Annotated in this window: 10 protein-coding genes and 1 tRNA gene; 8 read left to right on the top strand and 3 right to left on the bottom strand. The window is 72.6% G+C overall.

Translation table 11 applies throughout. The features are described from left to right. Window positions 1–47: 47 nt before the first annotated feature. Window positions 48–1,502, top strand: coding sequence for a ribosome biogenesis GTPase Der (gene der, locus ACZ55U_RS31390; RefSeq protein WP_465531530.1), 1,455 nt, complete (start codon window positions 48–50; stop codon window positions 1,500–1,502). Between the two features lie 99 nt (window positions 1,503–1,601). On the opposite strand, the gene ACZ55U_RS31385 is transcribed toward der, so the two are convergent. Together ACZ55U_RS31385 and ACZ55U_RS31380 are read right to left on the bottom strand one after the other, a co-directional pair. Further along, window positions 1,602–2,414, bottom strand: coding sequence for a hypothetical protein (locus ACZ55U_RS31385; RefSeq protein WP_465531528.1), 813 nt, complete (start codon window positions 2,412–2,414; stop codon window positions 1,602–1,604). A 349-nt stretch (window positions 2,415–2,763) separates the two neighbouring features. Beyond that, a complete protein-coding gene (locus tag ACZ55U_RS31380) occupies window positions 2,764–3,621 on the bottom strand; it encodes a hypothetical protein (RefSeq protein WP_465531526.1) in 858 nt (285 codons plus the stop codon). A gap of 600 nt (window positions 3,622–4,221) precedes the next feature. Here ACZ55U_RS31380 and ACZ55U_RS31375 point away from each other — a divergent pair. The 7 genes from ACZ55U_RS31375 (at window position 4,222) to ACZ55U_RS31345 (ending at window position 11,052) form a co-directional block, all read left to right on the top strand. Continuing rightward, window positions 4,222–5,001, top strand: a complete 780-nt coding sequence (locus ACZ55U_RS31375) for a transglycosylase family protein (protein ID WP_465531524.1) — start codon at window positions 4,222–4,224, stop codon at window positions 4,999–5,001. Between the two features lie 419 nt (window positions 5,002–5,420). Further along, a complete protein-coding gene (locus ACZ55U_RS31370) occupies window positions 5,421–6,035 on the top strand; it encodes an alpha-ketoglutarate-dependent dioxygenase AlkB family protein (RefSeq protein ID WP_465531562.1) in 615 nt (204 codons plus the stop codon). Window positions 6,036–6,175: 140 nt separating this feature from the next. Further along, window positions 6,176–7,045, top strand: coding sequence for an acyl-CoA thioesterase (locus ACZ55U_RS31365; protein WP_465531522.1), 870 nt, complete (start codon window positions 6,176–6,178; stop codon window positions 7,043–7,045). A gap of 295 nt (window positions 7,046–7,340) precedes the next feature. Continuing rightward, window positions 7,341–8,132, top strand: coding sequence for a DUF1684 domain-containing protein (locus tag ACZ55U_RS31360; RefSeq protein WP_465531520.1), 792 nt, complete (start codon window positions 7,341–7,343; stop codon window positions 8,130–8,132). Window positions 8,133–8,251: 119 nt separating this feature from the next. Beyond that, a complete protein-coding gene (locus tag ACZ55U_RS31355; protein ID WP_465531518.1) occupies window positions 8,252–9,664 on the top strand; it encodes an MFS transporter in 1,413 nt (470 codons plus the stop codon). A 136-nt stretch (window positions 9,665–9,800) separates the two neighbouring features. Next, a tRNA-Pro gene (locus ACZ55U_RS31350) sits at window positions 9,801–9,874 on the top strand. 1,001 nt (window positions 9,875–10,875) lie between these two features. Further along, a complete protein-coding gene (locus tag ACZ55U_RS31345; RefSeq protein WP_465531516.1) occupies window positions 10,876–11,052 on the top strand; it encodes a hypothetical protein in 177 nt (58 codons plus the stop codon). A gap of 968 nt (window positions 11,053–12,020) precedes the next feature. Here ACZ55U_RS31345 and ACZ55U_RS31340 read toward each other — a convergent pair. After that, window positions 12,021–13,121 carry a type I-G CRISPR-associated protein, Cas3-extension family gene (locus ACZ55U_RS31340; RefSeq protein WP_465531514.1) on the bottom strand — a complete coding sequence of 367 codons (1,101 nt, stop codon included), beginning with the start codon at window positions 13,119–13,121 and terminating at the stop codon, window positions 12,021–12,023.

Genomic DNA, 13,121 nt, shown 5'->3' with positions numbered 1-13,121 from the left:
CGGCACGCCCCTGGGAAGGGCCGGGCCGGGAAACGGAACAGACGAACATGACCGCAGAGCACTCCGCCACCGACCACGGTGGACTGGACGCCGCCGACTACGCCGAATTCATGGCCCTCGCGGCCGAGGAGGGCTTCGACCTCGACGCCTTCGACGCCGCGGACGGCGCCGAGCACGTCCGCCTGCCGGTGCTGGCCGTGGTCGGCCGCCCCAACGTCGGCAAGTCGACCCTGGTGAACCGCATCATCGGCCGTCGCGAGGCCGTCGTCGAGGACAAGCCCGGCGTCACCCGTGACCGGGTCACCTACGAGGCCAGCTGGAACGGCCGCCGCTTCAAGGTGGTCGACACCGGCGGCTGGGAGATCGACGTCCTCGGCATCGACGCCATGGTGGCCGCCCAGGCCGAGCTGGGCATCGAGCAGGCCGACGCGGTGCTGTTCGTGGTGGACGCCACCGTCGGGGCCACCGACACCGACGAGGCCCTGATCAAGCTCATCCGCCGGGCCGGCAAGCCGACCGTCCTGTGCGCCAACAAGGTCGACGGCCCGTCCACCGAGGCCGAGGCCGCCTACCTGTGGTCGCTGGGCCTCGGCGAGCCCTACCCGGTCTCCGCGCTGCACGGCCGCGGCTCGGGCGACCTGCTGGACGCCGTCATGGCCGCCCTGCCCGAGGCCCCGCCGCAGACCTTCGGCGACGCCGCCCCCGGCGGCCCGCGCCGCATCGCGCTGATCGGCCGGCCCAACGTCGGCAAGTCCAGCCTGCTGAACAAGGTCGCCGGCGAGGAGCGCGTCGTCGTCAACGAGCTGGCCGGCACCACCCGCGACCCGGTCGACGAGATGATCGACCTCGGCGGCAAGACCTGGAAGTTCGTGGACACCGCCGGTATCCGCCGCCGGGTCCACCTGACCGCCGGCGCCGACTTCTACGCCTCGCTGCGCACCGCCGCCGCGCTGGAGAAGGCCGAGGTCGCGGTCGTCCTGATCGACGCCAGCGAGACCCTCGCCGAGCAGGACACCCGGATCATCTCGATGGCCGTCGAGGCCGGGCGCGCCGTCGTCGTCGCCTACAACAAGTGGGACCAGCTGGACGAGGAGCGCCGCTACTACCTGGAGCGCGAGATCGAGCGCGACCTCGTCCAGGTGCAGTGGGCCCCGCGCGTCAACGTCTCGGCCAAGACCGGCCGGCACATGGAGAAGCTCGTCCCGGCGATCGAGACCGCGCTGGAGGGCTGGGAGACCCGCATCCCCACCGCTCGCCTGAACGCCTTCCTCGGCGAGCTGGTCGCCGCCCACCCGCACCCGATCCGGGGCGGCAAGCAGCCGCGCATCCTGTTCGGCACCCAGGCGGGCATCCGGCCGCCGCGCTTCGTGCTGTTCGCCTCCGGCTTCCTGGAGGCCGGCTACCGGCGCTTCATCGAGCGCCGGCTGCGTGAGGAGTTCGGCTTCGTGGGGACGCCGATCTCGATCTCGGTGCGGGTCCGGGAGAAGCGCAAGAAGAAGTAGGAGCAGTCGGGGGCGGTCGGTCACCCGACCGACGGCCGGAGGGCCTCGCCACGGTGGTGGCGGGGCCCTCCGGCGTTTCCGGCCGCCGGGCCGAGGGCGTCAGTGGTGGTCGCCGGTGGGGCCGGGGGGAAGGGAGAGCATCTGGCGGTGGCGGCCGCGGGTGGACGGAGTGGTGGTCAGGCCTCCGGTGACCGTGCCCATCACCGGGGTGGGCGCGGGCGGCGCCGGCGGCACGGGTGCGGGCACCGGCATCGGGGGCGCGCCCAGATAGCCGGCCGCGACCCAGCCCTGACCGTTGGTGAACTGGGCGGCGGGGTTGGCGCCTTGGTCCGGGGCGGGGGCCGTGGGGGCCGGGTGGCCGAGGCTGTCGCCGGTGGGGATGGGGGCGGCCCCGGGGACGCCGGGCTCCGGGTGGCCGGCGGGGTGGCCGTGGTGATGGCCGGTGGTGTGCCGGCCGGTGGGGGTGGTGGGGTGACCGGCCGCGGGGGCGCCGGCGTGGGTGGTCGGGTGGGCGCCGGTGTGACCGGTGGCGTGGGTGCCGGCCTGGCCGTGCTGTCGGCCCCCCGAGGGACCGGGGCCGTGGTGCTGGTGGCTCGGCATGAACTGGGGGAGCCCCGGAGTCTGGCCCGGAAGGGTGTGGAACGCCTGCTGCTGGGCCGGCGGGTACGGGCGCTGTTCACCGAGCGGCGGGTAGCCGTCGCGGACCGCGAAGCCGGTGAACTTCAGGTCCTCCTCGCCGGACCGGTCGCCGGGCAGGGCGCGGAAGAGGCGCCGGTACTCGGAGTACAGCTCGTCGTAGATCGGCGTCGCGGAGTGCGGGTGCTCGGCGTCGTACGACGGGCGCATGCCCGGGATCGAGCGGGAGGCGGTCGCGGACCGGCCGGGGGACGCGGAGACGTCGTAGCTGTACACGTAGGGGCCAACGAGCGAGAGGGGCGGGGGATGCGGGGCGTGGGGGTGCGGGCGGGCCGACGCGCCGGAGCGAGGCGGGGCGGGCGCGCCGGGCGCGGTGCGGGCGCGCGGGAGTCCGGTGCCCGCAGTGCGCCCGGGCCGGAGACGGTGCGCCGGGGCCGGTGTGCCGGGCGGCCGGGCCACGGGGCCGGGGGCGGTGCGCTGTGGCAAGGGTCGGGCGCGGGTGAGCCGTCGGCGCACCACGGCCGGGGGCGCGGGCGAGCCCGGTGCGCTGTCGGCGTGCGTCCGCCCACCGGAGGGCGGCCCCTGGACGGGAGGCCGCCCTCCGGCGGGCGGGCACCGAGGCGGCTCAGGTCCCGGCGAGCGGGAGGGAGGCGGCGACCACCTGGCCCAGCGCGACCGCCCGCTCCAGCGCCTGGCGCAGCAGGTCCTCGCGGGGCTGGCGGCCGACCATGCCGGCCGGCACGGCGTACATGGTCACCTCGGAGAGCTGGCTCGCGGCCATCCGCCAGGCATCGGTGACCTGGAGCGGCTGGTGCGCCTGCCACCAGCCGGTGCTGCCGCCGGCCGCGGCGGGCTGGAGGACTGCGTGCAGCTTGCCCATGGCGACCAGGACCGACCAGCCGGGCAACTGCTCCGGCGTCTCGTCCAGGTCGGTGACGGGCTGGAAGCCGGCGTCCTGGAGCAGGTCGAGGAACTCGTCCTCGCCCGAGGTGCTGCCGGGGCGGCCGACCGGACCGGTCGGCTCGACCACCAGCGAGGCGTGCCCGACCTTGCCGTGCAGGACCAGTCCGCAGGTGATGCCCAGGATGGCGGCCTGGCCCGGCGCGCTCTGCTGGGTCGGGTCCGGTCCGGCGGGGGCGGCCGGGGACGGTGCCGGGGCGGGCTGCGCGACGGCGGGGACGGCGGGGACGGCGAGGTCCGGGGCGCCGGTGTGCGACGACTGGCTGATGCTGCGGACGGCACCGGCCAGCTGCTCCTCGGAGACGGGGACGACCTGGGAGGGGATGCAGCGGGCGTGCGCGAAGGCGAGGACGGCGGTCTCCTCGCCGACGAACAGCACGGTGCTGGTGGGCTCCAGGTGCGAGTCGCCGGGGGTCCGGCAGGAGGTGCATTCGTAACTGTCGGGGGCGCGGTCGCCGCCCAGTAGGCGGTCGGCCTCGTCGTCGCCGATCTCGGACCGGACCTCGTCGCTGACGTCGAGCATGCGCGGCACAGGGTCTCCTCGGATGGGTGTGGATGGGGTTCGGGGGCGGACACGGGGAGGTCGACATGCCCAACGGGCCCTTGTGTCAGGCGTCACGGGTGCCCGTCGAGGCTGACGGGAATTGCTTCGGATCCGATCGCGAGGAGTGCTGTCGTGGTCGCAATCTGTCGATGTCGGTGTGCGGACTGCCGGAACGGCTGAGTGAGGTGAGTCACGCCGCGCGCGTGTTTGATCTAGGAATCGACGGCTAAAGCGGACATTCCGGGCGTGATTCTTTGGAGGTTACCGCCGGTAACCTTCGGCTGAGCTGGGAAGACCGTCGGAGTTTTGATCTAGCCGTCGACCGGCTCGTAGCTTCTTGGGCGGCGCAACGAGCGCCACCCGGGTTCACCCCCGACGCACAGCCCCCCGGCCCGCCGGGCGCGGCAGGTGCCCGCCGAAGCGATCGCTCGAACAGGTCGTCGGCGAGCGGCTGGGTGGCCGGGGCGGCAGCGGCACGTCCGACACGTGCACGGCCGCCCGACGGACGCGGCAAGCGAGACGCGGCCCTTTCCAGGGTCTGGTTCCGCGTGCCCGCCCGGGGCTGTCGAGAGGAACCCCATGACTTTCCGTAACGAGATCGCCGCTGCCACCACCCCTGCCGCCACCAAGCGCAACCGCGTTCGGATGGCCGTCGTGGCGGGCGCCGCTGTCGCGGCCCTGCCGGTGGCCGGCCTCGTCACGGCCACCTCGGCCTCCGCCGCCTCCGTCTCCACCTGGGACAAGGTCGCCCAGTGCGAGAGCGGCGGCAACTGGGCCATCAACACCGGCAACGGTTTCTACGGCGGTCTCCAGTTCACCTCCAGCACCTGGGCCGCGTTCGGTGGCACCGCCTACGCCCCGCAGGCCAACCTGGCCACCAAGGCGCAGCAGATCGCCGTCGCCGAGAAGGTCCTCGCCTCGCAGGGCCCGGGCGCCTGGCCGGTCTGCTCCGTCAAGGCGGGTCTGACCAAGGGCGGCGCCCCGGCCGCCGTCGACACCTCGGCGGGCTCGACCGCCGCCAAGCCGGCGCAGGCCCCGAAGGCCGCCGCCAAGCCGGCCGAGGCTCCGAAGGCCGCCCCCAAGGCCCAGGCCGCGCCGAAGAACGACGCCGCCCCGAAGGCCGCCGCGCCGAAGGCCGACGTCCGCAAGGCCGCGCCGAAGGCCGGCGCCAAGTCCTGGAAGGGCTCGAACAACGCCAAGCCGGCCGCCAAGGGCGGCTACACCGTCAAGGCCGGTGACACCCTGAGCTCCATCGCGACCGCGCAGGGCCTGGACTGGCACGACCTGTACAAGAACAACGCCAAGGTCATCGGCGGCAACCCGGACCTGATCTTCCCGGGCCAGACCCTCAGCATCTGAGGTTCCCCCGGGTGGCCAAGCCCTCGGGTGGTCGGGCCCCTGAGTCACCCGGTCGCCCTTGAGCGCCTTGAGCCACGAGCTCCGGGGCTCCGTGCGCGGCTGACACCGGCTGCCCGGGCTCCGGTGCGCCGCTGCCGCCCGATCGGGCAGTGACCTGCTCGGCTCCTTCCACGGCCGCTCTCCCGCCGCGCGGATCCTTCCGCAGGGCGGGGGAGCGGCCGTCGGCGTCGTTGCGGGCGGGGCCGGACCGGGGCTGGGCTGATCTCGGGCCGACCTCGGTCTGGGTCCGGGCGGGCTCGGTGCGGGAGGATGGCCTGGTGATCCAGGACGATCTGTTCGGTGGCCAGGGCGGTGACCCGGGCGGGGGATCGGTCGGGGCCTCGGGCGAGCGCGGGCGCTCCGAGCCGGCCCCCGGCGCCGTGCTGCTCCCCGGTTGGCTCGACCTCGACGCCCAGCGCCGTCTGGTCACCGCCTGCCGGGACTGGGCCCGCCCGCCGGCCGGCCTGCACAGCGTGCGGATGCCCACCGGCGGGATGATGTCCGTACGAATGGTGAGCCTGGGCCTGCACTGGTACCCGTACGGCTACCGGCGGGTCGCCGAGGACGGCGCGCCGGTCAAGCCGTTCCCGCCGCTGCTCGGGGAACTGGCGCGCAGAGCGGTCGCCGAGGCGTACGGGCCCGCGCTGGGGGAGATCGCGGGCGCCGCGTCGTACGAACCGGACATCGCGATCGTCAACCACTACGCGCACGGCGCGAAGATGGGTCTCCACCAGGACCGCGACGAGCGCACGGACGCGCCGGTGGTCTCGCTCTCGCTCGGCGACGCCTGCGTGTTCCGGCTCGGGAACACCGAGACCAGGACCCGGCCGTGGACGGACCTGGAGCTGCGCAGCGGCGACCTGCTGGTCTTCGGCGGTCCGGCCCGGTTCGCGTACCACGGGGTGGTGCGGACCCTGCCGGGGACTGCCGATCGGGCGCTGGGGCTGGTCGGGCGGCTCAACATCACGGTCCGGCAGTCGGGGCTGGCGGCGTAGCCGTGGGCCCCCGTCGACGGTTTCGGTTACTCGTTCGAGTGAACCGGGGTCTTCGACCCGCTGCGCGGGAATGAGCCGGGTCGCCAGGGGATTCGAGTGAGCTGGAGAATTCGTTCGGAGACCGGAGAGGAAGCGTGAGCATGGGTACCCCCGTCGACGACCTCGTCGACCTGCTCGACCTTGAGCAGATCGAACTCAACATCTTCCGGGGGCGCAGCCCCGAGGAGGCGCTGCAACGGACGTTCGGTGGCCAGGTCGCTGGGCAGGCGCTGGTCGCTGCGGGGCGCACCGTGGACGACGAGCGCCCGGTCCACTCGTTGCACGCCTACTTCCTGCGCCCCGGGGTGCCCGGGGTGCCGATCGTCTACCAGGTCGACCGGATCCGTGACGGCCGTTCCTTCACCACCCGCCGGGTGCTCGGCATCCAGGGCGGCCGGTCGATCTTCGCGCTCACCGCCGACTTCCACAGACCGGAGGAGGGCGGCATCGAGCACCAGTACCCGATGCCGCCGGTGGCCGGCCCCGAGGAACTGCCCAGCGCCCTGGACGAGGTCGGCTCCCGGCTCGGCGAGTTGCCCCCGTTCATCAGCCGCCGCCAGCCCTTCGACATCCGCTACGTGGACCGGTTGCGCTGGACGGAGGCGGAACTGGAGGGTGTCGAGGCGCGCAGCGGCGTCTGGCTGCGCACCAACGGCCCGCTGCCGGACGACCCGCTGATCCACGTCTGCGCCCTCACCTACGCCAGTGACATGACGCTGCTGGACGCCGTCCGCGCCCCGGTCGAGCCCCTGTGGGGCGAGCGGAACTTCGACATGGCCTCGCTCGACCACGCGATGTGGTTCCACCAGCCGTTCCGGACGGACGACTGGCTGCTGTACCAGCAGGAGTCCCCGATCGCGCACGGCGCGCGCGGCCTGGCGCGCGGGCAGATCTTCGACCGGAACGGGCAGCTGGTGGTGTCCGTGGTGCAGGAGGGGCTGTTCCGGCCGCTGAAGCGCCGTGACGGGTAGGTGATCGGTGTGCCCGTGCCCTGCGGGGTGCCGCGCCCTGCCGCGCCCCGGGCCGTGCCGCGCGCTGCGCCCGGTGCCGGTGCTGGGCGCCGCGCTGTGCTCGGTGCCTCGTCCCCTGTCGTGCTCGGAGCCCCGCCCCGTGTTGTGCCGCGTGTCGGCGCGTTGCCACCGTGTTGCGGTTTCGGCGGTCTCGGGCAGACGGGGAATGATCCGTCCGCGCGGACGGTGTTGTGAATGACCGAGACGGGCGGCCCGAACCGCGGGCCGTCCGCGGACCGACCGGGAGGGTGGACCGATGACGGAGACGGCTGCGGAGGACTGGAAGCACTGGAGCGACGGCCGGGCGGCGTCGGTGAGCGCGCCGCACGGCCCGCTGTCACTCACCGGCACGCACTGGCTGGAGCCGGAGCCCGCCGGGATCCCCGACCTGCCCGGGCTCTGGTGGGCCGATGCCGAGGGCGTCCGGCTCCGGGCGGCGGCGGCCGACGGCATCACGGTCGACGGCGCGGCCACCCCGGTGGACGGCGAGGTGCTGCTCCGTCCGGACAGCGACCCGGCCGCCGACACGGCCACGCTGGGCGAGACGCTGCTCGTCCCGATCGAGCGGGAGGGCGAACTGGCCCTGCGGGTCTTCGACCCGGCCGCGCCGCGCCGTGCCTCCTTCGCGGGCATCTCGGCCTACCCGTACGCGCCCGAGTGGGCCGTGCCCGCCGTCTTCACCCCGTTCGAGGACGGTGACGCCCGGTCGGTCGTGGTTCCGAACGCCGACGGCAAGGAGCGTCCGCTGGCCGTCACGGGTCAGATCGCCTTCACCGTGGCGGGCGAGCACCGCACCCTGACCGTCAGCCGGTCGGGCAAGCGGCTCAGCGGGGTGATCGCGGACGCGACCAGTGGCACCGACACCTACCGCTTCCGCTTCATCACCCTGCCGGCGCCGGACGCCGAGGGCCGTACGGTCCTCGACCTCAACCGGGCCTACCTGCCGCCGTGCGCCTTCTCGGACCACTTCATCTGCCCGTTCCCGCCGCCGGGCAACCGGTTGGACTTCGCGGTGGAGGCGGGGGAGAAGCAGGTGCTGACCCGGTAACGGAGGCGGCCTCTCCGGCGCCTGAGGGTGCCCTGGGCGGGCCTGGGGCGGTGCTGGGGGCGTACTGGGGTGGGCCCCGGTCCCGGGGTGGCCGGAGGCGGGGCGGAGCATGGGGGACTATGCCGGACAATCAGCATTCCACTCCGTCGCCGTCGCCCTCACTCTCCTCCGTCGCACCCGATCCCGAACCCGAATCCGATCCTGGAGCCGAATCCGATCCCGAACCCGGGTCCGGGCTCCACTCCGGGCCGGGGGACGGCCCGGGGACCGGGTCGACGCCGACGGCGGTCGCCGCCTCACCCTGGTACCGGCGGGCGTTCGCCGACCTCAGCCCGCTGCGCGACCACCCCGACTACCGCCGGGTCTGGGCCGGGCAGGCCGTCTCCTCCATAGGCCAGCAGATGACGGCCGTCGCCGTCTCCGTCCAGGTCTACGACCTGACCGGCTCCGCCTTCGCGACCGGTCTGGTCGGCATCTTCTCCCTCGTCCCGCTGGTCGCCTTCGGCCTCTACGGCGGCGCGATCGCCGACACCGTCGACCGGAGGCGGCTGGGCCTGATCGGCTCGGGCGGCCTGGCAGCCGTCTCCGCCGTCCTCGCCGCGCAGGCACTGGCGGGCCTCGGCCTGGTCGCCGTCCTGTACGCCGCCGTGGCCGTCCAGGCGGGCTTCTTCGCACTCAGCTCGCCCGCCCGCTCCGCGATGATCCCCCGCCTGGTGCCCAGCCACCAGCTTCCGGCGGCGAACGCCCTGAACACCGTCAGCATGAACCTCGGCCTCACCGTCGGCCCGATGCTCGGCGGCGTCCTCATCGGCGCGTACGGCGCCCAGGCCGCCTACCTGGTCGACACCGTCGCCTTCACCGCCACCCTCTACGCGATGTGGCGCCTTCCCGCCATGCGGCCGCTCGGCGAGCGCAAGGGCCGCGCCTCCGTCCTCGACGGCCTCCGCTTCCTGCGCGAGCAGCCCAACCTGCGCACCAGCTTCCTCGCCGACCTGGCCGCGATGGTCTTCGGCATGCCGCGCGCCCTCTTCCCCGCCATCGCGGTCACCTTCTACGGCGGCGACGCCGGCACCGTCGGCCTGCTGGTCTCCGCCCCGGCCGTCGGGGCCCTGGTGGGCGCGCTCTTCTCCGGCTGGGTCGGCCGGGTGCACCGCCACGGCGTCGCCATCCTCGCCTCGGTCGCCGCCTGGGGCCTGGCCATCGCGGCCTTCGGTGCCCTCCACAACCTCTGGCTCGGCCTCCTGCTGCTCGCGATCGCGGGCTGCGCCGACACCGTCAGCATGATCTTCCGCAACACGATGATGCAGGTCGCGGCCCCCGACGAGATGCGCGGCCGCCTCCAGGGCATCTTCATCGTGGTCGTCGCCGGCGGACCCCGCCTCGGCGACTTCGAGTCCGGCACCGTCGCCGCCCTCACCAACCCCACCACCTCCGTGATCACCGGCGGCCTCGCCTGCGTCGCCGCCGTCCTCCTCCTCGCCGCCCGCCGCCCCGCCTTCCTCACCTACGACGCCCGCCACCCGACCCCCTGACCCACCCACCCCCGAACCTGGCAGCGAGCACCCCCCGACGTGCTGTATTGTTTTCCACGTCGCCGGGACAACCGGAGACGAGGTCGAGAAGCCCACAGCAGAGCCCCCCAGGCCCTCGCTGCGGGCGCCGAGACCACGGGACGTGGCGCAGCTTGGTAGCGCACTTGACTGGGGGTCAAGGGGTCGCAGGTTCAAATCCTGTCGTCCCGACGTGAGTCGGAAAGGCCGTTGGCCGGGTTAATGCCCAGGTCAGCGGCCTTTTGCGTGACATGGCGTCAGATTCCATGAGCGTTCGTTCGTATGCGCTTGGGGACCAGATGGGGACCGAGTGGCTCCGAACCGGTCGAATCCGGGGGGTGGGGCCCCCTCTTGGCGGCGTTCCCGGCCCTGAAATTGACTACCCACAGTGACCGATATCAAATCGTGACCAGCGGTTTTTCGACACCCCATGACGCAATCCAGCCATCTTTTCAGGCAGTTGGGCGGCCGTCCTCGAATCTGTCAAGACGTCAGACGATTTCGTGACCTCGCGCCGGAGGCGTCGCCCAGGACCTTCCGGACGCCTCCGTGAGCTCGGATCAGGCCAGTCCGTGGCTCGCAACCGTCTACAGACGGTGACCATTGCCTAGACGGCGCGAGGGGGACCGACCCGACGACCACGAGCATGGAGTCCGCGGAGCGCTGGCCGGTGAGTCCCGGTGCAGCGGAGCCGGCCCATGGGCAGAGGAAGGTGCCGCACCGGGATGGTGCGGAGCGACGAGCCCCGCTGGTGTCCATCACCATGGAGCAGTCGGCCCTGCGATGGTGCCGAACCGGGGTCGTGCGGAGTGACGCCAGCCCCAAAAGGGCGGACTTTCCGGTGCGAGGGGGAGCCCTGCGATGGTGCCGCACCGACGAGGTGCGGAGCGACCGCACGCGTGGCAGCGCACCACCTGGGCGTCGTAGGCGCTGCGATGGTGCCGCACCGGGATGGTGCGGAGCGACGTGAGGCGAGTCGGCTCGGGTCGAGCGTCCGGCCGAAGCTGCGATGGTGCCGCACCGGGATGGCGCGGAGCGACGCACACCCTGCGCTTCCGCTGCATCGCCGACGAGTGCGTGCTGCGATGGTGCCGCACCGGGATGGTGCGGAGCGACGCACCGGCCAACGCGGTCACTCCTTCACTGCCTCAGGGCTGCGATGGTGCCGCACCGGGATGGTGCGGAGCGACTCCATGACTCGGATTGCTCAGCGCTACAAGACCAAGCTGCGATGGTGCCGCACCGGGATGGTGCGGAGCGACCGGGCCTGCATGTCCTCGCCTCCGGTGATGCTGGCGCTGCGATGGTGCCGCACCGATGCGGTGCGGAGGCGTCTCAGGCTGGCCATCTTCGCCGTCGTCGCGCCCTAGTTTCTGCGATGGGGCCGCACCGAAGTGGCGCGGAGACACACGGCAGACTGACCGCTGCACCTTGGGTAGGGAGTGGCTGCGATGATGCCGCACCGGATAGTGCGGAGCGACCGCGGTGCTGTGCCTTCAGCCGCCTGAGGGTGAACTGCTGCGATGGTGCCGCGCCGGGGTGGTGCGGAGCGACTCCGCGCTCAAGGAGAGCGGCGGCGTTATCAACGAGCTGCGATGGTGCCGCACCGGGACGATGCGGAGTGACCTTCTGCATCGCGAAGGCCGTTGCGGTCGGTGCCGAGCTGCAATGGAGCCGCACCGGGAGTGCGGAGTGACGCTCAGAAGGCCGAACTGGCCGTCGAGGTCGAGGAACTGCCATGGAGCCGCACCGAAGTAGTGCGGAGGCACCCCACTCCGCGATCGTAGTCGCCTTGCGAACTCGGTGCTGCGATGGTGCCGCACCGGAACGGTGCGGAGCGACCGGTGACGCCGTGCTGGGAGCGGCCGGTGTCGAAATTGCTGTGATGGTGCCGCACCGGGACGATGCGGAGGACGTGGTTCGTCAGGTGCTGGGAGTAAGCCACCGTGACGCTGCGATGGTGCCGTGTGCGGAGCGCTCCCAGGAGATGGACCGCCTCGCCAGGTTGATCAAGCTGCTGCGATGGTGCCGCACCGGGATGGTGCGGAGCGACTCCTGGATCTCAAGGCCGGTGACGTACCGCTGAGGGCTGCGATGGTGCCGCACCGGGATGGTGCGGAGCGACGGCGGTTGAGCTGCTGGTCTGGTGGTTCGGCGGGTTGGCTGCCGTGCATACGTGGGTGCCATTGGGGTGATTCGGACTTCTCGCTTCGGTGCGATGCGGTGTTCTCGTGTGTGCTTGTGGTTCCGAAGTCGTGTCCGGCCGGGACGGCTTTCTCGGTGTTGGCGCTGTGGAGTTGTCAAGGTGCGGGCGTTAAAGGGGGGCCGGGGGTGGGGTTCAGGGCCAGAGGTGGCGGCTGGCGGCGAGGGGGCCGTTGGATTGTTTGAGGCCTGTTCGGGGTGCGGTGTAGAGGGCGGTGACGCCGAGGTTGGTCAGCATTCTGGCATTGCGGGTGTTGCTGGGTTCGGTGGCGCGGACGGCGGGGTGTTCGAGCAGGACGGTCACGTCGGTGGTGGTGAGTGGGGGTGTCCAGGCGGGCCAGCGTAGGGCACCGCGGCTGTCGGTGGTGTCCCAGCTGGTGGCGGCTTGGATGCGGCCGATGGCGGTGAGGCGGAAGGTGGCGAGGGCGTGGAGGGCGAGCCAGGTGGGGCCGGGGGCTCCGCGTTGGTAGGGCTTGCCTTCGGAGTTGGTGTGGGCGTCGCCGAGGGAGCGGTGGTCGAAGTTGGCGGAGGCGTAGTCGGGGATGCGGCGCCAGCCGTCCAGGGCCGAGTGGACCTGCCGCGGGTCCTTGTGGCAGCCGAGGACGGCTTTCTGCATCAGGCCGGTGATGGTCATCCCGCCGGCGGCGGCGATCAGCGGGGTGACGGGGGTGCGGCGCACCGTGGCGGGTCCCGGTTCTTCCGTGGTCTCCGGGTCGTTCTTGCCGGTCTTGGGTTTGGTGTCTTCGAAGCACATGACGTTGGTCAGGGAGGCGAACCAGCGGGACTGGTGGTCGCCCGTTTCGCGTTCGGCTTGGGCGAGTTCGCGCAGCGTCTGGTGCGCGGTGTCGATGCGCATGCGCAGGGCTTCGTTGGGGGCGGTGGCGTTCTCGCGTGGTCGGGTCAGGAGTCCGGGGACGTGCGGGAAGGAGTCCCAGACTTCCCCCTCGGTGTCGGCTGTGTCGGCGTCCTCGCCTTCCCCGTCCTCCGTCTCGGCTGCGTCCGCAAGCTTCCCGGCGGTGCGGGCGGGCTTGGGCGGGAGGTAGGTGGTGAGGAGCTTGGTGAGGGTGTCGAGGGTGAGGGGTTGGTCGGTGGTAAGGACGGCTGCGCCAGCCGGGCCCTTCCAGTGGAGGTACGGCTCGGTGGGCAGGGCGGCGGTGGTGAGTTCGAGGACCCCGAGGGCGGCGAGGAATCCGAGCGGGTCGTCGGAGCGCAGGGCGGGGAGTTCGAGCTGGTGCAT

It is taken from the genome of Kitasatospora sp. NPDC034533, from assembly GCF_055575155.1.
Note: the sequence above shows the minus strand (reverse complement) of the source record. Positions and strands in the feature narration are given on the sequence as shown.